The sequence below is a fragment of the Rothia sp. 27098_8_161 genome, assembly GCF_041432905.1.
Classification (GTDB): domain Bacteria; phylum Actinomycetota; class Actinomycetes; order Actinomycetales; family Micrococcaceae; genus Rothia.
In genome coordinates this window covers 124,887-149,728 of sequence record NZ_JAPWAL010000005.1, presented here as the reverse complement: position 1 = coordinate 149,728, position 24,842 = coordinate 124,887, and the positions used below count along the sequence as shown (strand labels likewise).

The following is a 24,842-nucleotide window of genomic DNA, read 5'->3' as shown; positions in this document are numbered from 1 at the left end:
CGCCGTTGAGGTTTAGCGCCGCTACAGTCCCAGCTGGTGCAGATAGCGTTCTGCCACCGCCTCCACCTGATCCAAACCACGCACACGACCCAGCGCCTCCGACCAAGCATCAGCCTCATCGCCCCCCACCGGGAAACCAGCCGCCGCCCACAACGCCGCCGTCATCGCACCCACCGAATCAGAATCGGAATCCACCGACACCGCACGGCACAACCCGTCAAACAGGGCACCACGCACCGTCGCATCGTCAGCATCAGCTGGTAGACTCTTCGCGGCATCCGCCGAGCACCAGAACGCCACCCCCAACAGCTCAGGCGCTGTCCACCCCGTACCAAAATACTCCGCCACAGCCTCCGGAACCGGTACCGTACCGCCCTCCAGCAGCTCGATGGCACGACTCAACGCCGCCGCCGTACGCGAAGCATCACCCGGAATCGAATCATCCGCCGCCACTGAACCACACCACGAAACCACACGGCGCGCCGCCTCCAATAACGCACCAAATGTGCCAGACGGAGACGCCAACAGGTCACGAACCAGCAACGCATACGCCGCCGCCGAAGCCAACGCCTCCGGATGCCCATGTGTCAATGCTGCCGCACGCACCGCCAACAAAACCACCGTACGCTCCTGCGCTACCGGCAACACACCCAACGCCGCCGAACGTACCAATGCGCCACTACCCAAAGCATCAGGATTCAACGACTTTGATACCAACTGCATCTTACCCGAACCCAACGCCCGCAACGTCGCCGCACCCGGACCACGATGAGCCGTCAGCTCCGACGAACCATCGATTTCACGATCCAACGAAAACGGTGCAGACTCCGGCAGAGCCCCACCAATACCGCGGAACCACCGCAAATATGCCAACCACAGACACGCTAACTCATCCGCCGCCGCACCCTCATTATTCCACTCCAAAACCTCTGTCAAAGCGTCCAGAGTGAAACAGGTCAGCTGTGTATCATCACTGACCAGTAACTCACCAAACGCCGAATCCCACGGCTTAGGGTCGTGCTCCGCAACCTGCTCCGCCGACAACAACTCCAACGGGTACCCCAACGCATCACCCAACGCAGACGCATACAACAAACCACGCACTCTGCCCCCAAATTTAGCCGAAACCTCAGGTGCATGTGTGAACTCAACAGAAGAAAAACTCATAGGGTGATTATCCCACGGGTAGCTAGGATGCACTGGGGGATGTATCGGGCGGTTTCGTGCTTACGCTCGCGGGGGAGTGTCCCCTCTGCGGCGCGGGATGTCTTGCGGACGGAGCCCCCGCTCCGCATGAGCACCTACGCCGTGGATTGAGTACCAGCGCCGTTGTGGGGCTCTGACCCCTGAATGACGAACTGTGAGGCGCAAAACATGATGCAGTGCGATACTGAAACCATGAAGATTCTGCACACCTCCGACTGGCACCTCGGCCGCACCTTCCACCGCAGCCCCCTTACCCGCGAACACCAGCAGTTCATCGACGAACTGCTCAACTACGTGCACGCCGCAGGCGTTGATACTCTCCTCATCAGCGGCGATGTCTATGACAGCACTATCCCCACCGCCGAAAGCACCACTCTGCTCGACCAAGCACTCACCCGCCTCATGCGCGCCGGCGTGCAAGTCATCCTCAGCTCCGGCAACCACGACTCCTTCCGCCGGCTTAGCTACGGCGCCGCCTTCTTTGAAGCCTCCGGCGTGCACCTGCGCACCACCCTCGAAGACGCCACCCGCCCCGTCGAACTCACTGACGGCACCTTGCGCGTACACGTCTACGCCATCCCCTACCTCGCGCCGCGCCTCCATGCCACCGCCCTCGGCGTAGACCCCACCCATCACGCCGTCCTCGGTGCCGTCACCGACGCCATCCGCACCGACGCCGCAGAACGTCACGCCCGCGGTGAAGGCGCCGACCGCATCATCGTCATGAGCCACGCAACCGTCAGCGACACCACCGGCAGCGCAGACACCACACCCCGCAGTGACTCCGAACGTGACATCAGCGTCGGTGGCATCGACTGGGTACCCGCCTCCCTCTTCGACGGCTTCGACTACGTAGCCCTCGGCCACATCCATAAGCGCTACCCCGTCACCCATACCATCCGCTACAGCGGCTCCCCGCTCGGCTTCTCATTCAGCGAAGAACACAACCGCAACGGCGCCTACCTCATCGAACTCAACCCCGGTGAAGAACCCACAATCAGCAGTCACGAATGGGCAACCCGCGTACACATGAAAACCCTGCGCGGCACCATGGAACAGCTACTCAATAGCCCAGAACACACCGACTACGAGCAGGGCTACTACTGCCGCATCGAACTCACCGACGACACCCTACCCGTCGGTGCCGTCGACCGCCTACGCAGCCGCTACGAAACTATCTCCCACTTCAGCTACCGCAGCACACAACCCGCCGCCGACAAACCCGCCGCCGCACCACCCACCCGCGACGACAACCCCGTGGACGTCTTCGACCAATTCCACCAATACGTACGCAACCGCTCCCTCACCAACGAAGAACGCGACGTCATCACCACCCTCAACGACCACATCACAAGCCACAAGGACAACGCATGATCCTGCACAGCCTCGAATTCGAAGCCTTCATGGCATACCCCAATCGCCAAGAAATCAACTTCGACACCCTCAACAACGCCGGTGTATTCCTACTCAATGGCCCCACCGGTGCCGGTAAAACCACCATCCTCGACGCCATCTGCTACGCCCTCTACGGCGAAACCAGCAGCGACCGCGAATCCGCCAAGCTGCACTCCACCTACGCGGCACACAGCGGCGCCAAACCGCGCGTGCTACTCGACGTCACCCTCCACGGCAAGCGCCTGCGCATCGACCGCACCCCCGCCTACAACAAGCCCATCACCCGAGGCGCCCGCAAAGGCCAGATGCGTGAAGAAAGCGCCAAAGCAACCCTTGCCGAACTCGCACCCGGCGCCGACCCCGCTGACGAAAAAGCCTGGACCCCCATCTCTAGCAGCGTCGCCGAAGTCAACCGCACCATCGCCGAACGCACCCACCTGACCAAAGAACAATTTCTCAAAGTTGTGCTCCTCCCGCAGGGTCAGTTCGCGCAATTCCTCAAGTCCAAGCCCAAAGAACGCAAAGAACTGCTCAAAAAGATGTTCCCCGTCGAACACTACGAGCAGCTCTTCGCCGAGCTCACGGAAGAAGCGAAAACCGCCCAGCAGGAAGTCGCCCAGGACGAAAATACCCAGCGCGGCTACCTTGAACGTGCGCGTGTAGAAATGCTTGCCCTGCAGGCGCTACTGGATGCTGCGGATCCGGACGCTGAAGATGCTGCAGAGGAGGGTGCCGCTACCGAAGGCTCAGCGGAGGTGGAGACTACCGAACAGCTCACCGCTGAGAACATCACCGCCGAAACCCTCGACGCATGGGTCGCCGGCGGGGTAGAACGCGCCCGAGAAACCTCCGCGCGCGAAAAGCAGGAACAGCAGCGCCTCACCGACGAAGCCGACCGGAACACCCGCCTGCTCGTCGAACGCGCCCAGCTACGGGCCGACTGGCGTGAATACGAGCAGCTCTGCGAGCGCCGCATCCGCCTGACCGAACGCGCTGACGAGTACAAGGCGCAGCGTGAAGAGCTGGCGCAGGCACGTGCCGCCGCACCCCTGTACACACAGTACGCGCAGGTCCATGCCGAATCTCAGGCGCTCGCCGCCCGCCAGCAGGAGCAGACAACCTGTGCTGCCGTGCTGGAGGAGAACGGCAACGCCCTGCTTGCGGCACTGCGCGACCATGACATTTCGCCGGAGATAAACTTCCCCGAGGAGACGATCTTCGCTGCACTCCCTTCCCTTGAGCCCGCCGAACAGGAACCCAAGCTCGAGGCGCTCCTCGACACCCTGCGCGCCCTGCAGCAGAAGGACGCGCAGCTTACCGAGGAGGAAGCCGCCGCAGCCGCCCTGCTGAAGCAAGCTAACTCCCTCGAACAGGACAAGTCGCGTGCCGAAAAGACACTGAGTGACCTCACCGCCCAAGCCGGGCAGCTCGCCGAAGAACTCGCGGGATACAGCACCGCCGACCAGGAACACACCCTCGCTGCGCACCTGGTCACCGAGACGCAGCAAAAGCATGACGCCGCTCAGCAGATGCAGCAAAAGCTGGATGCCGCCTCTGCCGCGGTCGCCGCGGCCCAGAAACAGATCAACCGCACCGCCGCCGCTGAGCAGAAGGCACTGGAAAAGTGGCAGGCTTCGGCTCAGCAGGCGCTCGCCGTGACGGAGGAGTTCAAGAACCTGCAGGTGCTGCGCCTTGCCCAGGCATCCTCGCTGCTAGCGCGCGAGCTCAAGGACGGTGAACCCTGCGCGGTCTGCGGCTCGGTGGAGCACCCTGCCCCAGCGCAGATTGCCGAGGGCGAGCAGCTGGTTGAGCGCGCCGACCTGGATGCCGCCAAGGAACGTGAAGACAAGGCCCACAAGCAGGCGCGCACCCACGAACTGGCTAAGAACCGGGCGAGCAGGACACACCAGGAAGCCTCCGAGGCGCTTGCCGCCGCCCGCACCCAGTACGAGACCCTGGTTGCTCAGGGCGAGTGCGATATTGAGCAGACTGCCACCCAGCTGCAGCAGGCACAGACCCGCCTCGCGCAGGCTCAGTCACGTGTGACCGCGCGTGACGGCGTGCTGGTGAGGGTAGAGCGGGTGCGGGCCGAGCAGCAGAAGGCTCAGGAGGCGCTACGCACCATCGAGGGTGCGGCGGTTGAGGCTCAGACTCGTCACCGTGACGCTGTGGCGCGCTGTGAGGCAGCTGCGGTTGAGTTGCTGCCTGCTCGTGCGGCGGTGGGTTTTGCGCAGCGTGTTGAGGCTGTGGAAAGCTACCGTGCGGTGCATCAGCGTCTTGCTCGTGCGGTGTTGCTGTTGGGCCAGGACCGTGAGCGTCATGATTTGACTGCGGCGCAGGCTGAGCGTCTGCTGGCTGAGTCTTCGTTTGAGAGCGCTGAGCTGGTGCAGGCAGCGGTGCGTACTCCCGAGCGTGTTGATGCGCTGGAGCAGGCTGTTGCCACGTATGAGTTGGAGCATGCCCGCCTCCTTGAGGGCTTTGGTCGTGAGGCGATTGTTGCGGTGGTGGCGCGTGTTGCCGCTGGTGAGCAGGCTCCGGATGATTTGCAGGATGTGCGTGAGCAGGTTCAGCAGTTGCGTGCGGCGGCGCACCGTTTGACTCTTCGTGAGGGTGAACGGGAGAGCGTGATGCGTTCTTTGCAGGTGCTGCGTGGCGAGTATGCGGCGTTCCGTGCGCAAACGGCGCAGCGTTATGACCGTGCGCAGATGCTGGCTAATCTGGCGGCGGCTGCCCGCGGTGACACTCTGGGCGGTTATGAGCATCAGGTTGACCTGGTCAGCTATGTGCTGGGTGCTGAGTTTGAGCGTATTCTGCAGTCGGCGTCGCTGCATCTGGATCGTATGAGTGAGGGCCGCTACGGTATGGTGTTTAGTGATCACCGTGCGAAGGGTAGCCGTTCCGGTGGGGGCCTGAACCTTGAGATTACTGACACTTGGACGGGCGAGCCGCGTGAGGCGTCCTCGCTGTCCGGTGGTGAGTCGTTCTTGGCGTCGCTGTCGTTGGCATTGGGGTTGGCTGAGGTTGTTCAAGCAAATAATGGCGGTATCGAGTTGGATACCCTCTTCATTGATGAGGGTTTTGGAACGCTGGATGCTGAAACCTTGGACCTGGTGATGGGCACGATCGAGTCCCTGCGTGATAGTGGACGCACTATTGGCCTGATTTCGCATGTGGAGGAGATGAAGAACCGTATTCCCGCCCAGATTGTGGTTGAAAAGGGTCAGAACGGCTCGTCGGTGAGGGTAAACTCCTATTAGGCATAAATTCGCTTCCGGGTTGCTGTTGTAGCATGTCCGGCGGTTTATTCGTGAAAGAGATGATGACCTCGACATCTCAGGGTAGGGACCCGAGCTCAACGTATCGTGTGGAACCTTCGGCTGATGCGCGCGCTAAGGCATCTGCGCCGGAGGTTCCTCCGCGCACCATGAAGGTGACACCCGCCTCCGATTTGCCGGATAAGTTGCGTGCTTCGGGTACGGGTATTCCTACGGTTCCGGGTACGTCCCTGACGGATGTGGTGCGCAGTAACGACCACGTATTGCAGGAGTTGCCGCCGCGACCGGTGGCGGCTACGGATGAGGTTAATACGAACGCCTCGTTGCCGGATATTTTGCGTCAGCATTGGGCGTTGTTCCTGCGTGACGGTAAGGAGCAGCGTTACCATCTGCGCGGTGTGCTCCGTGATGAGGGTTTTCCCCGTAATGTGTTGACGATTCTGTTGCACATTCCGGCGGCTTCTTCGGCGTTTGCGCTGTATATTCTGTTGGCGAGCCACCTGGGTAGTGTGTATGATGGAGGCTATGCGGTGGCGGCGTTTGCTAGTGCGTATTCGGTCCAGGTTATGCTCGGCCCGATGCTGGTGCGTGCCCTGGGTTTGAGGGCGTTGCTGGCGATTACGTCGGTGCTGAATATTGCTGCGGTGCTGAATATGTTGGTCATTGGTTGGCGTTTGACGGTTGACCCGAATAACGTGAGTACGATGTACACTGCGCTCTCTTGCGTGGCGATGGGTTTTACGACTCCGCCGTGGACGCCGTTTGCGTTGGAGTCGCTGTACCGCCGCAACTATAAGTACACTGATGTTCGCTTGTCGACAGCTACTTCTTGGGGTACGACGGCGACCCTGTCGATGCACCCGCTGGCTGCTCTGCTGGTGTGGCTGGGCGATGCATATATCACCCCGAATCATGAGTATGCGGGCTTCTGGATCACTATGATTCTGGATGCGCTGCTGTTCACTGTGGTTCTGGCTGCGCCGAGGTGGATGCCGGATATTTCGCGTATTCGCATGTCTTCGCCAAAGAACCTGGTCCGCCCGAATAAGCAGACGGTGGTGCTGATCCTGGGTCTGGTGCTGCTGGGCGCGAATATGGGTGCGGTCGGTTCGGGTCTGCTGGGCTTCTCGCTGATTCATGGTTCGATGAACCTGTTTATGGCGATGGTTGCGACCGGTACCGGCGCGATGGCGCTCGTGTCTTTGCCCGTGGCTTTGGGCGCCCGTTCGATGAACCCGTGGCATGGTTGGTTGGTGAGCGGCGTTCTGCTGATTATGGGTGCCCTGTATTTGCCGGTGAGTGATGATACGTCCACGATTTTCTATGCTTTGGTGTTCTGCGGTGTGGCGCTGGGTGTGGCTTTTGCCGGTCAGGAGCTGTCGTTGAACCGTTCGATCAAGCATATTTCGGATGCTCAGGCGAGCTTCTTTACCCGTTCGATGCTGGGCATTGGTATGGCGTTGGGTAGCATGTGGGGCGGCTATATGGGCGATGCTCCGTATTACCGTAATGCGTTTATGGTTCCGGTGATTATTGCGACTCTGTATTTTGCCTTGGGCCATTTGTTTGGCTATTTGTGGCGTAAGGAGCGTGAGGAGCAGCTGGCTCCTTGGAATCAGCTGGAACGCAATTAGAGCATGTGTAAAGGCGGATGCCCCGCCACCTTCTGCAGGTGGTGGGGCATCCGCCTTGTGCGTACTGTATTCGGTTTGTGGTGAGGAGCCTCAGCATGAGAGTCTCCGCGCGAGAACCTCAGCGTGAGGCTACCGGTTTAGTGACCGCGCTTAATCCATGCCGGAAGCTCGGGTGCCTCCAGTCCGATGCCGGTGCTGTCGCCGTGGCCGGTGAGGACCGCAGTGGACTCGGGCAGGGTCAGCAGACGGGTCGAAATCGACTCGATGATGGTGTCGAAGTCGCTGTAGGAGCGTCCGGTTGCGCCGGGGCCGCCGTTGAAGAGGGTGTCGCCGGAGAAGACGACGCCTTCGCTGTTCTCCCAGCCGAGGGTGGGGGCGTAGAAGCACACGGAGCCGGGGGAGTGGCCGGGGGTGGTGAGGACCTTCAGCTCGGTATCGCCGATGCGTACTACATCGCCGTCGGCCAGTTCGTGGTCGAAGTCCCAGGAGGGATACACCATTTCCCAGAGCACACGGTCCGCGGGGTTTAGGTAGACGGGTGCGCCGAAGCGTTCTGCCGCTTCCTTTGCGCTGCGGATGTGGTCGTCGTGGGCGTGGGTCAGCAGAATCTTCTCTACGGTGCGGCCTGCGACGGTACGGGAAATCTTGTCGACGTCGTGAGCGGGGTCAATGATGATCACCGAGGAGTCATTGCCGATAATCCAGACGTTGTTGTCGACGTCCCAGCAGCCGCCGTCTAGCGAGAAGGTACCGGAGGTGACGACTCGTTCAATACGTTCGCTCACACTACGCTCCTAGAGTTCCACGACCGAGCGCAGCACGCGGCCGGTCTTCATGGTTTCGAATGCTTCGTTGACGTCTTCGAGGCGGATACGCTCGGAGACGAAGCCGTCCAGGTCGAGGCGGCCGAGCAGGTACTGGTCCACGAATTCGGGGAAGTCGCGGGAGGGCAGGGTGTCGCCGTACCACGCGCTCTTGATGGAGCCGCCGCGGCCGAAGATCTCATCCAGAGGGATGTCCCAGGTGGTGCCGGGGGCGGGCACACCGACGAGGACGACGCGGCCAGCGAGGTCGCGTGCTTCGAATGCCTGCTTAAAGGTGGGGGCGATGCCGACAGCGTCAATGACGAGGTCTGCACCGAAGCCGCCGGTGAGTTCCTTGACAGCCTCGACGGGATCGACCTTGGAGGAGTTCACGGTGTGGGTTGCGCCGTGCTTGCGTGCGCGTGCCAGCTTATCTTCGTCGATGTCGACGGCGATGATGGTGGTTGCGCCACCGAGCTGTGCGCCTGCGATTGCTGCGGTGCCGACGCCGCCGCAGCCGATGACTGCGACGGACTCGCCGCGCTTGAGTTCACCGGTGTTCAGCACAGCGCCCAGACCTGCGGTGACGCCGCAGCCGAGCAGACCGATTGCTGCGTACTGTTCAGGGCTGATGTCAGCGGTGATCTTGGTGCACTGACCTGCTGCGACGAGGGTCTTTTCCGCGAAGGAGCCGATACCCAGTGCGGGGGTGAGCTCGGTACCGTCCTCGAGGGTCATCTTCTGGGTTGCGTTGTGGGTTGCGAAGCAGTACTGCGGCTGACCCTTGCGGCATGCGCGGCATTCACCGCAGACTGCACGCCAGTTGAGGATGACCAGGTCGCCGGGGGCGATGTCGGTGACGTCATCGCCGACAGCCTCGACGATACCTGCAGATTCGTGGCCGAGCAGGTAGGGGAAGTCCTGGCCGACGCCGCCGGTGACGTAGTGGTGATCGGTCTGGCAGACACCACAGGTGAGGACCTTGACGAGTGCTTCGCCCTTGCCCGGGTCAGGTACGTTGATAGTGGTGACGGTGACGGGTGCGTCCTGGGAGAGGGCTACAACAGCCTTAACCTTGTGCATGGTGCTCCTTTGCTGAGGTGCGGTTGAAGCCCAACCGCAGATAAAGGTTTTTTGATACGTTCCCATTCTACGAGCATTGGCGTACCTGGTGCGCGATAAAGCTGATAGTGAAGCCCCCATGCGAATTTGACGTTTTATGACGTTGTTGGATACTCCGCCCGGAGCCCGGACACCGTAGCCTGCGGCTGCTTACTCTGCCGTTTCTACCTCTGCCGCCTCCACATCAGCAGCAAAGGCGAGCGCACCGCGTCGGAACGCACCCGAGGTCAGTGCGTTCACGTGGTCCCGGCCGGGTAGGGGAATAAAACGGTTGAGCGGGTCATCCTCGCGCACCATATCGTAGAGTTCCGCACCGTCGGCGGCGATGGTATCCGCGTCACCGAGTACGACCGCAACGGGTACACGCGGATGTGCGCCGGGGTGGCCCGCCGGCAAGTCCGGGGAACCAGCACGCAGGGCGGGCACGTCGAAGAACGGGCCGAAGGGAATCCGAACGAACTTCAGCAGCGCGTCGGGCTGAATGGGGGACCCGTCAATAATCGAGGTGAAGGAGGCGATCGCCTCATCAGTGGAGTCTGCCGCCGGGGTTTCACTATCCGCCGTGACGCTGGTACCCTCGTGCGCTTCGAGCATGGCGCGCAGGGTGATGAGGTGGTCGTGCAGAGGCAGACCGCCCAGAGTGAGTGATGCGACCGCTTCCGGGTGGGTGAGGGCGAGTTCCCAGCCAACGCGGGCACCGAAGGAGAAACCGATAACGTGTGCGCGGGGCTCCAGTTCAACGCCGAGGTCGTTCTCGGTGGCGACTGTTTGCAGCAACTGGGCGAGCAGGTTGGTGAACAGGTGCATGGGGGGCAGCGGCTGACCTGCAGCATCGACAGAAAGCACCGAATTGAACGGAATTGTGTGGCTGCGCACGCCCGTGTGGTTGGGGAGCTTGCAGTCGATGGCCTGCATGGACTCGGGGTCTTTGAGGTATTCGTCTGAGTGGTAGGGCAGGCCAACGATCAGTACGGGGTATCCGGCGCGCAGATATTGGCGGATCCAGCTGGTGCCGCCGTAGAGCTGTTCGCCGCGGGTGGCGAAGCCGTGAATCATGAGGGTGGGGATACGGCTTTTAAGCTGCTGCGGCTGGTAGAGGGTGTACTCGAGGTCGGGGAGAACAATGGCGGGCGCGGCGGCATTGGGTGCATCAACATTGGAGGCAGAGGCGTTGGGTACAGCAAAGGGCGCGGGAGAGAAATCTGCACTGGTCATATGTCTATCTTAGTGACCAGCGCAGGGTTTCTGTCCCACGCCCTTGAAAGATTGAGGTGATATGCGCTTAGCTGAGCTGCCGCTTAGTTCTTCTGTGCCGCACCGGTGGACTTATCGGTGCCCGAGGTCGAAGAGCGCCTGCTACTGAGAGTCAGTCTTCGCCTTATATTCGGTAGCTTCCGCCGTGGTGTCTGCCTCCGCATGCTTGGGCTGCTTCTTACCGCCGGCAAAGAACGTGCGAATCTTGGTGGTGCTGGTGCCCACTGCCTTCTTCACGCGAGCCACAATGGAGGGGCCCTTCGGCTTGGGGAGCATGCCCTGGCCTGCCGCCTGCTGTTGCAGTTCGTGTCCGGCGTACATGAGGCGTTCGCGCTGTTCTTCCAGCGTACGGGACGCGGAGGTGCTGCGCGGCTGAACCTTCAGGCGCCCCTGATCGTCTTCACCGGCGAGGACCTGACGCATGAGCATGATTTCTGCGTCCAAGTGCGCTCCAAAGAGGAGCATATTGTTCATAATCCAGATGAACAGTAGCATCACAATCACACCACCGATGAGGCCGTAGGTGGCGTTGTACTTGCTGAAGTTATTGGTGTAGAGGGTGAAGCCGAAACCGCCCAGGCTCATACCGAAGAGCGCCAGCGCCGCACCGGGGGAGAGCTTCCACTGGTTGAAGTGGCGTACGTTCGGGGTGGCGGCGTAGAGCAGAGTGATCAGGGCGATTGCCATGAACAGGATGAGCACCCAGCGGCCGTTGAGCCAGATGAGCTTGATGAGCTCCATATTGACGGTTTCGGGTAGGTACTGACCAATCAAATCGAGGACGGTTACGCCCAGCAGTATCATGAGGATCATGAGTACCACGAGGATGATAAGCACGGTGGTGACGAAGACATTCAGCGGCTTGAGAATCCAGCCGGGGCGGCCTTCACGTACGTTGTAGACCGTGTTGAGAGCTCGGCCGAATGAGCCGGTGTACCCGGAGGCTGACCAGAGCGCACTGAGGATACCGGTCAACAGCACCAGGCCTGCGCCTTGGTCGCCGGTAAGCTGTTTGATGGGGTCTTCCATAATGGCGTACATCTGGGCGGGCGCGTTGTCCTTGAGGAATGCGAGGATGACTGCGGCGCTTTCCTCACCGTGACCGAATACGCCCAGGAGGGAGACAATCGCCAGCAGGGCAGGGAAGATGGACAGCACGGTGAAGTAAGTGAGCGCTGCCGCCATGTCGCTTGCGCCGTTTGCACCGAATGTGAAGATAGCACGGCGCAGGATGTAGAGGACGCTGCCCTTAGGGAAGTCACGCAGTTTCACGCTTGCGTACTTGGGGGCTGCGGGCTTCTTCTTACGGGAGAAGAGTCCGCGTCGAGCTCCGGCGGATACCTTGGTTGAGGAGGTATCAGTGGAAGAGCCAGTGTGTGCAGACAATAGGGCTCCTTGAATGAGTGGGGTGTACACAGTGGTGCGCCTAGTAGCTTCAGCGTGTGGGGCGCACAGAAGGGACGAGGAGAACAATGAGCTGTCCTTCCCGCCCCTACGGTGACATTATAGGTTTTTCTGACCCTCCCGTATATTTCGGGGAATGCAGATAGTTGGCCTGTGAGTCAGATAGAGAGGGTTATCGCCCCGAAAAAACTCCAAAAAGACTCGTCAGGTGCTGTTTGCGACTAGCTGAAAACTAGTTGTGAATACCCAGAACTTTAGCGGTGTGAGCCATCAGCTCATCAGCCAGGTCAGGGTTATCGTTGAGCTTCACACCGTAACCGGGGATGAGCTCCTTCAGGTGGGGCTCCCAACCAGCAATCTTGGAGGGGAAGCACTTCGCCAGCAGGTTCAGCATAATCGAAGCCACAGTAGAAGCACCGGGGGAAGCGCCCAGCAAAGCCGCAATGGAGCCGTCCGCTGCAGAAACAACCTCGGTACCGAACTGCAGGATGCCGCCCTTCTTCGGGTCCTTCTTCATAATCTGGACGCGCTGACCCGCCTCGATGAGCTCCCACTCGTCGCCGATAGCCTCGGGGTAGTACTGGTGCAGGGTCTCCAGGCGAGCGTTCTTGTTCTGCAACAGCTCGGTGAGCAGGTACTTGACCAAGGAGACGTTATCCAAACCTGCACGGGTCATGGGGTACAGGTTGTGCAGGCGTAGGGACTTCGGCAGATCCAGTACGGAACCCTGCTTCAAGAAGTTCGTCTTGAAACCGGCGTAGGGTCCGAAGAGCAAGGCACGCTTGCCGTCCACGTAGCGGGTGTCCAGGTGAGGCACAGACATGGGAGGTGCACCCACCGAAGCCTGACCGTACACCTTAGCGTTGTGCTGGTTTGCGGTCGCCTCGTGGGTGTTGCGCAGGAATAGGCCGGAAACGGGGAAGCCGCCGTAGCCCTTACCCTCTTCAATGCCGGACTTCTGCAACAGGTTCAGGGCGCCACCACCGGCTCCGAGGAAGACAAACTTTGCGTTGATGCTCAGGGGCTCATTCTTGTTGATGCGGTTAATCGCTTCAACCTGCCAGGAGCCGTTCGATTCACGGTTCAGGTTGGTGACCTGATATCCATAGCGAACCTCAACACCCTTGGTCTGCAGGTAAGCGACCAGCTGCTCGGTGAGGAAACCGAAGTTCACGTCAGTACCCTCGGGGGACCAGGTTGCTGCCATCGGCTCGTTCTCCTTACGACCCTTGACAGTCAGCGGAGCCCACTCAGCAATCTTCTCGCGGTCGGTGGAGAACTGCATACGCTCAAAGAGTTTCTCCTTGCGGAAAGAGTCGTAGCGTGCTGCGAGGTACTTGGAGTGGTCCTCACCGAAGACCAGGGACATATGGGGGACCGGGTTGATGAAGCTGGTGTCTGTCAGGATATTCTTCTCCACCAGGGATGCCCAGAACTGACGAGAAATCTGGAACTGTTCGTTAATGTTTAGCGCCTTGGCAGCGGAGACAGTACCGTCAGGACCAGCGGGAGCGTAGTTGAGCTCGCACAGTGCCGAGTGGCCGGTACCTGCGTTATTCCAGGGGTTGGAGGATTCCTGAGCAACCTTGTCGAGGCGTTCGAGCAGGATAATATTCCAGGTCGGTTCGAGTTCCTTGAGGAACACACCGAGGGTGGCGCTCATGATGCCGCCGCCGACCAGGACGACGTCGGTTCGTTCAGTACGTGCTACCACTGAATTCTCCCTTAGGGTGAGGGTGCCCGTCCTTGGGCACAATGACTGTGGGGTACATCATCTAGCCTACTCCTTTTAGCGGGGGAGGCATAGCTAGAATCAGCAAATAACAGGAGGGTGTTACAGTTCACACACTAGTTTCTTTGGGGGCATAGACCCTTCAAGGCATGCCAAACACGCGCACAATGCAACACTCAAACCTGAACTGTCTACAACTTACGCAGTTTTCCAAACAGCTCAATCGCATTCTGCTCCGTCTGATAACCCTGAACCTCACGGCTCACAGCCACTTTAGACGTCACATTCAACAACGGAACAGCCGGCATAAACTGACCCAACTGAGACACAACCTTCGCATACAACTCACGCTGCGAATCCACCGAAACAGCAGAATCCGCAGTACGAATCGCCTCCATTACCTCAGTAAAACGAGGCGACGGCGCCACCGCTGCAGCAGTAGGCGACGGTGAAGGAGTCGCCGAAAGGCTCGGTGAAGCAGAAACCTCCTCCGGAGACAACGGATCCGGCGAATAACTCGGCTGCGGGTTCGGAGTCGCAGAAATCTGCACATTCGAATCCGCACCATGTGACGACGGAAAATCAGAATTCTTCTTCGTCAAACCTGTCGTCATATCCGTCGGCGCATTCGTAATCAACGAACGCACCTGATGCTCCGCAATCAACTGCGCCAACACCGGACCAAAGAACGCATACGGGTCACGGTACATGCCGTAGAAACCAGCCAACGTAATACCGCGCTCAGAAGAAACATCACGGCTCTTCTCCAAATACTCAGCCCACGGCAACGGCACCGGTTTAATATTCAGACCCACCTCAATCAGCGAACCCACCATCTCCGAATACACCTTCTGCGGAGTATCCATCCACGGCAGAGAAACATCGGCAGGGTAGTAGCACTCAATCATCTGATTGTCATAACCAGCAGCCGCTAATAGTGAGCGCGCCATATTCTGATTGCGGTCCGTGTAATCCTTCGCGTCATTAGCCTTAATACGGAATGACGGCGAAATCAGCGTCTGCGCATCCGAGGTGCCCTGCGGATAATACTGATGTAACGCACCACGATCCACCGCATGCGAAATAGCGCGCCGCACCGAAATGTTCTTCAACACCGGATGCGCCGTATTCAACCCCAAATACACCAGCGAGAACGGGTCACGACCAGGAGTCTGATAACCATCACGCGCCAACTGACCCAGATCAGAAGAATTCACCTGATCACACGCATCAATATGACCCTCCATCAGCGCAAAATAACGCTTATCCGACGAAGTGAGGGTCGAAATCTGAATCTCATCCAGCTCAGGTACCGGACCGTCAAAATGGGTGTTCTTCAGCAGGCGCACCATGCCAGCCTCGAATGACTCCACACGGAACGCACCCGTACCCACCGGGTTGCCCGTCAGCTTCTGATCAGCACCAAAAAGCGAAGGATCAATAATGCCGAATGCCTGCTGCGTCAAAATACGCGGGAACGCCAACGAAGGACGCGACAGGGTTACCACCACAGAGTTGCCCTTCGCTACCACCGACGAAACCAACGGCAAAAACGGCTGCACCGCAGGCGACTGAGCGGCATTCGCCTTCTGTGCGCTCTTCTTATCATCCGGCAGTGCAGGCTCAGGAACCGATGGAGTAGCGTGCGGAGAATCAGCCGCGGAAGCACTTGGAGAAACAGACGCGCTAGCAGAAGCAGACGGAGTAGTCGCACCCGACGGAGACGCCTGAACAGGCGCAGGCTCCACTGCCGAAGAATCAATAGAACCTGGCTTTGGCACACCAAAACCCCATGCAAATAAAGGCTGAGCAGGCACCGCATGAGCAGAAGTATCCTGCCCCGTAGCTAACGCCTGCCATCTCTGGAAATTCTGCACTACAGCATCCGCAGTCAATGCAACGCCACTACTAAAATGCGCCTCACGCAGCACAAACGTATGCACCAAACGGTCATCAGAAACCGTCCACTCAGCACACAAAGAATCCTGAACCTCAGGATCGCCCGTGTAATGATTCGCCACCAATAACGTCTGCAAAACCTGCGCCGTCACCTGATACGTACTCGCCACAGGAAACAATGCCGGATCCAAACCCAATGGCGCCGCACCCTGTGCAAAACGGAACATACGACGAACATCAGCAGGCGACGCACTCGCCAATGAACTAGCAGACGAACCAGTAGAAGACTGACCAGAACACGCAGAAAGTGCTAAACCAGCACTAAAAAGCGCGCCAAAACGCAAAACGGCGCGTCGACTCAAGCCGCTCGAGCCGACAGTGGCTCGAAGCAGTGCGCCAGAATTGCCAACAGCTGATGATGCATAAGGCTGATGCTGCACGGGAGCGTCCTCTCTTCCGTCGCGGATGCTTACCTCTCAGGATAACGGTTCAACACCCAACCGGGCGAGACACACTCACCCCGGCAAGGCACATACAAGAAAACCCGCCGCCACGAAAACCGTGACGGCGGACCCAACGTAAAATGTGTTTGTGCGCGAGGGGGGACTTGAACCCCCACGCCATAAGGCACAGGAACCTAAATCCTGCGTGTCTGCCAATTTCACCACTCGCGCGTAGCGTCACCCCACATCCGAAGATGTATGCGTCTGAGGCAACAAAAAATTAGTGTACACCAGGAACCAAGGTTCTCCAAGCCGTAAAAGAAGCCCCCATAGGGAAAAGCCCGAAAATATGCCGAATAGCAGCCCCCTTAAGAAGCATCAGAATGGCGATATGCAAGCTCTAGGAAACATGCCCCTACTTCGGGTCAATACCCAAATCACGACGCAGCTTCGCCACATGACCTGTCGCACGCACATTGTACTGAGCCACAGAAACAATACCCCGCTCATCAATCACAAACGTCGAACGAATCAGACCCTCGTACACCCTGCCGTAATTCTTCTTCTCACCCCACGCGCCATACGCCTCGGCAACCGCATGATCAGCATCAGATAGCAGTGGGAACGTCAACGATTCCTTTTCCACAAAACGTGCAATAGCCGCCGGCGAATCCGGAGAAACACCCAACACTACGTAACCCAACGACTTCAACGATGCCAAATTATCGCGGAAATCGCACGCCTCCTTAGTACAACCCGGAGTCGACGCCTTCGGATAAAAATACAAAATCACCTTACTGCCCGCATAGTCACCTAGACTATGAGTAATACCAGCCGAATCAACCAACGAAAAAGCAGGCGCCGGAGCACCCGGCTCAAGACGATCACTCATAATAACTCCTCAAAACAACAGGGGAGGGGTGCGGACGCGCCCCACACAGTGTACACACTAGTGTCTCACACACCTCACTCAAACAATGTGTCCAGCCTCACTGTAAATCAACTTGCGTGAACCATGAAAACTCGCGTATAGTATTTTTCTGTTGCAAGGGAGACCTTGAAAAATAAATAAGCGCCTCTAGCTCAATTGGCAGAGCAATTGACTCTTAATCAATGGGTTCTGGGTTCGAGTCCCAGGGGGCGCACATCAAAGAAAATCCCGCTGATTCTTCGGAATCAGCGGGATTTTTGCGTTTCCCTTGAAATACAGTCTTCATGGCTTGAGGTGCATATTATCCTCTTTGCTCCTGCAGGGGACCTGTCCTCGCAGAGCTCGGACACCCTGATGTCGCGACAGAGGATATATGCACCTCCGCGTGTATCGGTATTTGAGGTACGCTCGGTCCCGCGGGGGTTGCGGCAGGTATGCGGCGGTTCACCATGTGCGCCCCGTGCCTAGCGAACTTGGGAGGGGGAGGGCTGTCGCGGTTTGGCGTGTTGCGTGGCGGTTGGGAGTTTTTGCATGCGGGGCGAGGGAAGACTGTCGTGGTTTAGTGTGCTGCCTGGCGGCTTGGCGTTTGGGTATAGGAAAGCCCGCCGCAAACCCAGAGGGGTGCGGTGGGCTTTCCATACGAAAAGTCTTGACTACAGGACCGGCCAAATCCGCGTCACAAACTCACGGAAATCCTCAACATCGCGACCCTGCTCCAAAAGTCCAGTGCCAAAGCGAGTCGAAAGCTCTGCATTATCCTCAAAAGACAAGAAGAATGAGCTACCATTCACCGACTCGATTGTCACCGCATCGTCACCCACACGATACGCATGCAGCGCATTCGTATTATCAATCGTCGTAGCAGTACCCGCAGGCGTCAACGCCGGCAAATTCACCGGAGCAATAATCACCTCATCAGGCGCATCCTGATACCCCACAATAAAATGCTCCTGATCAGGATGCTGATGCAACGCCAAATCAGGATTACGGTACACCGCGCGGCCAGATGCATACACCAAATTGTATGCACCGTAGTTAATAATCTGCTCGTCAAAAACCGGGTGCAGAACCCGAATGAGTTCCTCGCCCGTCAAAAACTCGCTACTCTCAATAGAGTTACGGGGGTCGATAACCTCTGCGTACTTACTTGCTTCGGTCAGCTCATCAGCGACCGTGATAATCGGTTCGGTCATAGAAATCAGTCTACCGGGGCAAAGGAAGAAGGTCACGAGTATTCGCACATATTACGCGCCATGACATCCAAAAAAGCGAGTTTTTCTCACCTGTTCAAAAACCTGCGCTAAAATCCACGTACACACGCAAAGTGTCCACATCATGAAAGAAGAAGGTTGACTTGGGGGTTTCCGTGCAGAAACCGCCACGATACCCCATAGAGATTTGACTCACCCCCGCCCAGGGCTTCATCATGGAAGGGTGAAGACAGCAATGCACCAGCGAATTATCAACCTTGTATTCGTCTCCTAGGGCGAGTGGCAGGGTCTATTCACTGCGACTGAGCGCCCCTACCGCTACCACCAACAGCGAGGGGCATTTTTTATAGCTTGGTACCCCCGGGCATAGGATGCGTGAGGACCACACAATCCTCCTGCAGAACATTGAATATAACGAAGAACCATTAAGACACGAGGCATTTCCATGACCATGGGATTTTCCACTTCTGATGACGCGGTAAACGCTCCCGCAGAACGCATGACCGGTTCTCAGGCAATCGTCCGCACCCTCGAAGATTTGGGTGTGACTGACGTATTCGGCCTGCCTGGTGGAGCTATTCTGCCGACCTATGACCCACTGTATGACTCTAAGAAGGTTCGCCACATCCTGGTCCGCCATGAGCAGGGTGCAGGCCACGCAGCTCAGGGCTACGCGGTGTCCAGCGGCAAGACCGGCGTGTGCATCGCAACCTCCGGCCCCGGTGCAACCAACCTGCTGACCGCAATCGCCGACGCAAACATGGACTCCATCCCGCTGGTCGCAATCACCGGCCAGGTGTCCACCGCGTTGCTTGGCTCCGACGCATTCCAGGAAGCTGACATTGTCGGCATGGCAATGCCCATCTCCAAGCATTCCTTCATGATTACCGACCCGCAAGACATCCCCCGTGCGCTCGCAGCAGCATTCCATATCGCATCTACCGGCCGCCCCGGCCCCGTGCTCGTGGACGTCACCAAGGATGCACAGGTTGGCATGATGGAATACCGCGGTATTCCTGAGGACCTCGAATTGCGCGGCTACACCCCCGTCACTCGCGGCCACTCCAAGCAGATCCACGAAGCCGCAAAGTACATTACCGAGTCCAAGCACCCCGTCTTCTACGTTGGCGGTGGCCTGGTCCGTGCAGGTGCTTCCGAAGAGTTCCACAAGCTGGCTAAGCTCATCGGTGCACCCGTCGTCACTACCCTGAACGCTATTGGCGTGTTCCCCGACTCGGACCCCCAGAATCTCGGTATGCCCGGTATGCACGGTACCGTCCCCGCCGTCGCAGCAATGCAGAAGTCTGACCTGCTGATTACCCTCGGTGCACGCTTCGATGACCGCGTTACCGGTAAGCTTGACTCCTTCGCTCCCGAGGCTAAGGTCATCCACATTGACGTTGACCCGGCAGAAATTTCGAAGATTCGCTTCGCGGATGTTCCGATTGTCGGCGACCTCAAGTATGTCCTGCCTGAGCTGACCGACCTGCTCTCCACCGAATTCGCAGACCAGCTGCCGAATCTCACCGAGTGGTGGAACGAGCTGAATGTTATCCGCAAGGATTACCCGCTCGGCTACGAGAAGCCCACCGACGGTCTCGGCTCGCCCGAATACGTCCTCGAGCGTATTAGCGCTCTGACCGGTCCTGACGCATACTACGTCACCGGCGTTGGTCAGCACCAGATGTGGGGTGCACACTACATTCAGCAGGAGAACCCCCGCCACTTCATTAGCTCCGCTGGTCTGGGCACCATGGGCTACGGCGTTCCTGCAGGTATGGGTGCTAAGGTTGCGCACCCCGAATCCACCGTGTGGATTATTGACGGTGACGGTTGCTTCCAGATGACCAACCAGGAACTGGTCACTTGCGCACATAACAACATTCCCGTGAAGGTTGCCATCATCAACAACTCCTCCCTCGGTATGGTGCGTCAGTGGCAGACTCTGTTCTACAACGAGCGCTATTCCAACACAGACCTGAAGGACGGTCACGGCACCGTACGTATCCCCGACTTCGTCAAGCTTGGTGAAGCATATGGCTGTGCAACCTTCCGTTGCGAGCGCGACGAGGATGTGGATGCCACCATTAAGGCTGCCCTGGAAATCAACGACCGCCCTGTCGTCATTGACTTCACTGTCAGCCCCCACGCCCTTGTCTGGCCCATGGTCCCGGCAGGCGTATCTAATGACAAGATTTGGATTGCGAAGAACACTTCGCCCGAGTTCGATCGTGAGGGAGAGAACTAATGGCTCTGCACACTCTGTCCGTTCTGGTAGAAGATAAGCCGGGCGTTCTCACCCGCGTCTCCGGTCTGTTCTCCCGCCGTCTGTTCAACATCCTCTCCCTGGCTGTGGGCCCCACCGAAAACCCCGGTGTTTCCCGTATCACCGTCGTGACCGAGGGTGACGCCCATACCATCGAGCAGATTACCAAGCAGCTGAACAAGCTCGTTCACGTGCTGAAGGTTGTCGAGCTTCCCGCCGAATCCTCCACCCAGCGCGGTCACATCCTGATTAAGGTCAAGGCGGATGCAGTGGCACGTCTGCAGATCGTCCAGGCGGCAGACCTGTTCCGTGCATCTGTGATTGACGTTTCCCCCGAGTCTGTTGTGATCGAGGCAACCGGTTCTGCGGAGAAGCTCAACGCACTGCTGGACGTTCTGGAACCCTATGGTGTTCGCGAAATTGTTCGCGCAGGCACCATCGCCCTGGCACGCGGCCCGCGCGCCATGAGCGAACGTATCTAGCACGAGTGCATCTAGTGCTCCCCACGCTACCCTTGTAGCAGTCCCGCCCGCACCACCGAAACACACCAATTCACAGTGCGGGCGGGGAGTGCCAGGTACTGAAAAGCTCGGTACAGAAAATCCGGCACCGAAAACCCCGGTCCCCCCGATAAAGCAGGGTACAAATACTTTCAGTCAAAATCTGAGAAGCACTCTCGTAAGCCTGCACCCCAAAAGCTATCAAGTAGAATAGTCAATGTTGAGCCCAGCCTGGGCCGCATACCAAACTTACTGAGGAGAAGAAATGGCAGCAACCATTTTCTACAACGACGACGCAGACCTCTCCCTGATTCAGGGTCGCACTGTAGCAGTTATCGGCTACGGCTCCCAGGGCCACGCACACGCACTGAACCTGCGTGACTCCGGCGTGAAGGTCATCGTCGGTCTGTCCGAGGGCTCCAAGTCCCGTGCCAAGGCTGAGGCAGAAGGCCTGCGAGTCGCAACCGTTGCAGAAGCAGCAGCAGAAGCAGACGTCATTATGATTCTGACCCCGGACCAGGTCCAGGCAAAGGTCTACGCAGAAAGCATCGAACCCCACCTGAAGCCCGGCAACGCACTGTTCTTCGCACACGGCTTCAATATCCGCTTCGGCTACATCACCGCCCCTGAGGGTGTCGACGTGGCAATGGTTGCTCCCAAGGGTCCCGGCCACACCGTCCGCCGAGAATTTGAAGCAGGCCGCGGCGTTCCCGCCCTGGTCGCAGTTGAGAAGGATGCATCCGGCGAAGCACTCGCACTGGCGCTGTCTTACGCAAAGGGCCTCGGCGCAACCCGCGCAGGCGTCATCAAGACCACCTTCACCGAAGAGACCGAGTCCGACCTGTTCGGCGAGCAGGCAGTCCTCTGCGGCTCCACCTCTCAGCTCGTCCAGTACGGCTTCGAGGTCCTCACCGAAGCTGGCTACCAGCCCGAAATCGCATACTTCGAGGTTCTGCACGAGCTCAAGCTCATCGTTGACCTGATGATTGAGGGTGGCATCGCTAAGCAGCGTTGGTCCATCTCCGACACCGCAGAGTACGGCGACTACGTCTCCGGCCCCCGCGTGATTTCCCCCGAGGTCAAGGAAAACATGAAGGCTGTCCTAGCAGACATCCAGAATGGCAACTTTGCAAAGCGCTTCATGGAAGACCAGGCTGCAGGCGCACCCGAGTTCAAGGAACTGCGCGCAAAGGGCGAGGCACACCCCATCGAGGCAACCGGCCGCAAGCTGCGCGAGCTGTTCTCCTGGAACTCCGTTGACGACGACTACACCGAAGGTTCCGTCGCTCGCTAAACGGTAGCTCAGCAATAGCTTTCTAAGAATCCGGCGTTTCACCTCTCGCCCCACACAGAGGAGGGGTGGAGCGCCGGATTCTTTGCTATTTCAAGCTGAAAAGCACCACCTGGCAAATGTGTGATGCAGTTCATTATTAATTGAGTTGCAGGCATTCATAAAATGCCGTATAGTATTTAATCGTTGCAAGGGAGACCTTGAAAAATAAATAAGCGCCTCTAGCTCAATTGGCAGAGCAATTGACTCTTAATCAATGGGTTCTGGGTTCGAGTCCCAGGGGGCGCACATCAAAGAAAATCCCGCTGATTCTTCGGAATCGGCGGGATTTTTGCGTTCTCCTTGAAATGCAGTCTTCATGGGTTGAGGAATCGGTGTTCGCCCTCGTTCCTACAAGGGGACCTGTCCTCGCAGAGCTCGGACACCCTGATGTCACTACGGACGACACCGATTCCTCAGGTGGTTTCTGCAGGTTCGGCAGGGGCGCGTTATCCCGCCGGTTTGTTGGGGTGCACGGTAGTTTCGTGTGCACCCCGTGCCTAGCGAACCGGGTGGGGAGGGTTGTCACGGTTTGGTCTGTTGCTTGGCGGCTTGGTGTTTGGGCCGTCGCATTTCAGACTATACATAACCAGGGTGAGAGCCTAGCCTAAGACTGCGGTAAACTGAAAGTTATGACTGCAACTCCGTTCTACATCACCACCGCCATCTCCTACCCTAATGGCAACCCGCACATCGGCCACGCCTACGAAACCATCGCAGCCGACGTGCTAGCCCGCTTCAAGCGCCTCGACGGCTTCGACGTGCGCTTCATGACCGGCACCGACGAGCACGGCCAGAAGATGCAGACCACCGCAGAGAAGCTCGGTAAGACCGCTAAGGAACTTGCCGACGAGAACTCCGCACGCTTCAAAGCAATGAACGATGCGCTGAACATCAGCTATGACCGCTTCATCCGCACCACCGACCCCGACCACTACACCGCATCCCAGGCCATCTGGAAGCGCATGGAAGAAAACGGCGACATCTACCTTGACAAGTACGCCGGCTGGTACTCCGTACGCGACGAAGCCTACTACGCAGAAGATGAAACTGAAGTGCGCGACGGCCAGCGCTACGCCATCACCACCGGCACCGAAGTCGAATGGACCGAAGAAGAGTCCTACTTCTTCCGCCTCTCCAAGTACGGTGACAAGCTCCTTGAACTCTACGCTAACGAAGGCTACGTCTACCCCGAATCGCGCCGTAACGAGCTGATCTCCTTCGTCAAGGGCGGCCTCAACGACCTGTCCATCTCCCGCACCACCTTCGACTGGGGCGTACCCGTACCCGGCAACGACAAGCACGTCATGTACGTGTGGGTTGACGCCCTCACCAACTACCTCACCGGCCTCGGCTACCCCGATACCGACAACGAACTGTTCACCAAGTACTGGCCGGCCGACCTGCACCTCATCGGTAAGGACATCACCCGATTCCACTCCATCTACTGGCCTGCATTCCTGTGGTCTGCCGGCCTGGAGCTACCCAAGCGCGTCTTCGGCCACGGCTTCCTGCTCGTGAACGGCGAAAAGATGTCCAAGTCCGTCGGCAACGTCGTCGACCCCGCAAACCTCGTCGACGCATTCGGCCTGGACGCCGTACGCTTCTTCCTCATGCGCGAGGTATCCTTCGGCCAGGATGGCTCCTACTCCGAAGAGTCCATCATCAACCGCATCAACTCCGACCTGGCAAACAACCTCGGCAACCTCGCCCAGCGTTCCCTGTCCATGGTCGCCAAGAACTGCGGCGGAGCGGTGCCCACCCACGGCGAATTCACCGAAGCCGACCGCAAGATCCTCGACGAGGCGGCAGCCCTCTACGAGCCGGTCCGTGCAGACTTCGACGAGCAGGCATTCCACCGCGCTTTGGAACGCATCTGGACTGTGCTCGCAGACACCAACGCCTACTTCGCAGAGCAGGAACCCTGGACCTTGCGCAAGAACGGCGAACTCGACCGCATGAACACCGTACTGTACGTAACCCTCGAAGTCGTACGCAAGGTCGCCCTGCTGCTGCAGCCCGTCATGCCCGACGCAACCGCCAAGCTGCTGACCCTGCTCGGCGTACCCGAAGGCGACGCACGCCAGTTCGCAGCCATCGGTACCGCGCTCGTGCCCGGCACGGAACTGCCCGCACCCACACCGGTGTTCCCCCGCTACGAAGCGCCCAAGGCATAACAACTGCCTGAACACTAGTGGACAGCGCCTGAGATAGCGCTGCAATGATAGCGCTATAACGGATAGTCTATGAAAGCCTCCGGCTTCCCCACCCCAGACGGGGGAGGAGCCGGGGGTTTTCGCATATATAGGTACGGGTACGAGGCAGAGAAGCAGGGGTAAGGGAAGCGGGGTAAGGATGCACTGTGAGAACGCCGATTGAGCCGCCACTCATCCTTAAGGATGAGGCCTGCATCCAGCCCAGCCCGGCACAGGCTCAG

Annotated in this window: 16 protein-coding genes and 3 tRNA genes; 9 read left to right on the top strand and 10 right to left on the bottom strand. The window is 58.6% G+C overall.

Annotated features, from left to right (window positions below; all coding sequences use genetic code 11):
- Positions 1-21 precede the first annotated feature (21 nt).
- Positions 22-1,167, bottom strand: a complete 1,146-nt coding sequence (locus tag O3648_RS03530; RefSeq protein ID WP_371568458.1) for an ADP-ribosylglycohydrolase family protein — start codon at positions 1,165-1,167, stop codon at positions 22-24.
- 207 nt (positions 1,168-1,374) lie between these two features.
- On the opposite strand from O3648_RS03530, the gene O3648_RS03525 reads away from it, so the two are divergent.
- The 3 genes from O3648_RS03525 to O3648_RS03515 all read left to right on the top strand — a co-directional run bounded on the left by O3648_RS03525 (position 1,375) and on the right by O3648_RS03515 (position 7,510).
- A complete protein-coding gene (locus O3648_RS03525) occupies positions 1,375-2,580 on the top strand; it encodes an exonuclease SbcCD subunit D (RefSeq protein ID WP_279740308.1) in 1,206 nt (401 codons plus the stop codon).
- Positions 2,577-5,858 (top strand): SMC family ATPase, encoded by a 3,282-nt coding sequence (locus tag O3648_RS03520; protein ID WP_279754206.1) that lies wholly within the window; start codon positions 2,577-2,579, stop codon positions 5,856-5,858. Before O3648_RS03525 ends, O3648_RS03520 begins: the two co-directional genes overlap by 4 nt.
- A 62-nt stretch (positions 5,859-5,920) precedes the next feature.
- The gene (locus O3648_RS03515) at positions 5,921-7,510 is read left to right on the top strand and encodes an MFS transporter (RefSeq protein ID WP_371568455.1); all 1,590 of its coding nucleotides are present in this window, start codon (positions 5,921-5,923) and stop codon (positions 7,508-7,510) included.
- Between the two features lie 137 nt (positions 7,511-7,647).
- On the opposite strand, the gene O3648_RS03510 is transcribed toward O3648_RS03515, so the two are convergent.
- The 8 genes from O3648_RS03510 to bcp all read right to left on the bottom strand — a co-directional run bounded on the left by O3648_RS03510 (position 7,648) and on the right by bcp (position 17,059).
- Positions 7,648-8,295 (bottom strand): MBL fold metallo-hydrolase, encoded by a 648-nt coding sequence (locus O3648_RS03510; protein WP_279754204.1) that lies wholly within the window; start codon positions 8,293-8,295, stop codon positions 7,648-7,650.
- A gap of 9 nt (positions 8,296-8,304) precedes the next feature.
- Complete coding sequence (locus O3648_RS03505; protein WP_279740301.1) at positions 8,305-9,396, bottom strand: S-(hydroxymethyl)mycothiol dehydrogenase; 1,092 nt, start codon at positions 9,394-9,396, stop codon at positions 8,305-8,307.
- A gap of 189 nt (positions 9,397-9,585) precedes the next feature.
- The gene (locus O3648_RS03500) at positions 9,586-10,650 is read right to left on the bottom strand and encodes an alpha/beta hydrolase (RefSeq protein WP_279754203.1); all 1,065 of its coding nucleotides are present in this window, start codon (positions 10,648-10,650) and stop codon (positions 9,586-9,588) included.
- Positions 10,651-10,791: 141 nt separating this feature from the next.
- On the bottom strand, positions 10,792-12,075 hold the full coding sequence (locus O3648_RS03495) for a YihY/virulence factor BrkB family protein (RefSeq protein WP_279740298.1): 1,284 nt from the start codon (positions 12,073-12,075) through the stop codon (positions 10,792-10,794).
- 250 nt (positions 12,076-12,325) lie between these two features.
- Positions 12,326-13,807: a malate:quinone oxidoreductase gene (locus O3648_RS03490; RefSeq protein WP_279754202.1), complete on the bottom strand. Its 1,482-nt coding sequence runs from the start codon at positions 13,805-13,807 to the stop codon at positions 12,326-12,328.
- A gap of 209 nt (positions 13,808-14,016) precedes the next feature.
- The gene (locus tag O3648_RS03485; protein WP_279754201.1) at positions 14,017-16,164 is read right to left on the bottom strand and encodes an ABC transporter substrate-binding protein; all 2,148 of its coding nucleotides are present in this window, start codon (positions 16,162-16,164) and stop codon (positions 14,017-14,019) included.
- A gap of 152 nt (positions 16,165-16,316) precedes the next feature.
- Positions 16,317-16,398 (bottom strand) — tRNA-Leu (locus O3648_RS03480).
- A 184-nt stretch (positions 16,399-16,582) separates the two neighbouring features.
- Entirely contained in the window at positions 16,583-17,059 is a 477-nt protein-coding gene (gene bcp / locus O3648_RS03475; protein ID WP_314077695.1) for a thioredoxin-dependent thiol peroxidase, read from the bottom strand.
- 180 nt (positions 17,060-17,239) lie between these two features.
- Here bcp and O3648_RS03470 point away from each other — a divergent pair.
- Positions 17,240-17,312, top strand: a tRNA-Lys gene (locus tag O3648_RS03470).
- Between the two features lie 439 nt (positions 17,313-17,751).
- On the opposite strand, the gene O3648_RS03465 is transcribed toward O3648_RS03470, so the two are convergent.
- Positions 17,752-18,291, bottom strand: a complete 540-nt coding sequence (locus O3648_RS03465) for a hypothetical protein (RefSeq protein ID WP_279740292.1) — start codon at positions 18,289-18,291, stop codon at positions 17,752-17,754.
- Between the two features lie 463 nt (positions 18,292-18,754).
- Here O3648_RS03465 and O3648_RS03460 point away from each other — a divergent pair, with 463 nt between their 5' ends.
- The 5 genes from O3648_RS03460 to metG all read left to right on the top strand — a co-directional run bounded on the left by O3648_RS03460 (position 18,755) and on the right by metG (position 24,582).
- Positions 18,755-20,557 carry an acetolactate synthase large subunit gene (locus tag O3648_RS03460; RefSeq protein ID WP_279790103.1) on the top strand — a complete coding sequence of 601 codons (1,803 nt, stop codon included), beginning with the start codon at positions 18,755-18,757 and terminating at the stop codon, positions 20,555-20,557.
- On the top strand, positions 20,557-21,057 hold the full coding sequence (gene ilvN / locus O3648_RS03455) for an acetolactate synthase small subunit (RefSeq protein WP_279740290.1): 501 nt from the start codon (positions 20,557-20,559) through the stop codon (positions 21,055-21,057). Before O3648_RS03460 ends, ilvN begins: the two co-directional genes overlap by 1 nt.
- 283 nt (positions 21,058-21,340) lie before the next feature.
- Positions 21,341-22,369: a ketol-acid reductoisomerase gene (ilvC, locus tag O3648_RS03450; RefSeq protein WP_005508646.1), complete on the top strand. Its 1,029-nt coding sequence runs from the start codon at positions 21,341-21,343 to the stop codon at positions 22,367-22,369.
- Positions 22,370-22,581: 212 nt separating this feature from the next.
- Positions 22,582-22,654: transfer RNA gene (locus tag O3648_RS03445), tRNA-Lys, on the top strand.
- Between the two features lie 383 nt (positions 22,655-23,037).
- A complete protein-coding gene (metG, locus tag O3648_RS03440) occupies positions 23,038-24,582 on the top strand; it encodes a methionine--tRNA ligase (RefSeq protein ID WP_371568447.1) in 1,545 nt (514 codons plus the stop codon).
- Positions 24,583-24,842 lie beyond the last annotated feature (260 nt).

Excerpts from the sequence above, each read along its gene's own strand:
- O3648_RS03500 (WP_279754203.1), bottom strand. The coding sequence starts at position 10,650 with ATGACCAGTGCAGATTTCTCTCCCGCGCCCTTTGCTGTACCCAACGCC.
- O3648_RS03460 (WP_279790103.1), top strand. The coding sequence starts at position 18,755 with ATGACCATGGGATTTTCCACTTCTGATGACGCGGTAAACGCTCCCGCA.
- O3648_RS03505 (WP_279740301.1), bottom strand. The coding sequence starts at position 9,396 with ATGCACAAGGTTAAGGCTGTTGTAGCCCTCTCCCAGGACGCACCCGTC.
- metG (WP_371568447.1), top strand. The coding sequence starts at position 23,038 with ATGACTGCAACTCCGTTCTACATCACCACCGCCATCTCCTACCCTAAT.
- O3648_RS03520 (WP_279754206.1), top strand. The coding sequence starts at position 2,577 with ATGATCCTGCACAGCCTCGAATTCGAAGCCTTCATGGCATACCCCAAT.
- ilvN (WP_279740290.1), top strand. The coding sequence starts at position 20,557 with ATGGCTCTGCACACTCTGTCCGTTCTGGTAGAAGATAAGCCGGGCGTT.
- O3648_RS03515 (WP_371568455.1), top strand. The coding sequence starts at position 5,921 with ATGACCTCGACATCTCAGGGTAGGGACCCGAGCTCAACGTATCGTGTG.
- bcp (WP_314077695.1), bottom strand. The coding sequence starts at position 17,059 with ATGAGTGATCGTCTTGAGCCGGGTGCTCCGGCGCCTGCTTTTTCGTTG.
- O3648_RS03530 (WP_371568458.1), bottom strand. The coding sequence starts at position 1,167 with ATGAGTTTTTCTTCTGTTGAGTTCACACATGCACCTGAGGTTTCGGCT.
- O3648_RS03525 (WP_279740308.1), top strand. The coding sequence starts at position 1,375 with ATGATGCAGTGCGATACTGAAACCATGAAGATTCTGCACACCTCCGAC.
- ilvC (WP_005508646.1), top strand. The coding sequence starts at position 21,341 with ATGGCAGCAACCATTTTCTACAACGACGACGCAGACCTCTCCCTGATT.
- O3648_RS03465 (WP_279740292.1), bottom strand. The coding sequence starts at position 18,291 with ATGACCGAACCGATTATCACGGTCGCTGATGAGCTGACCGAAGCAAGT.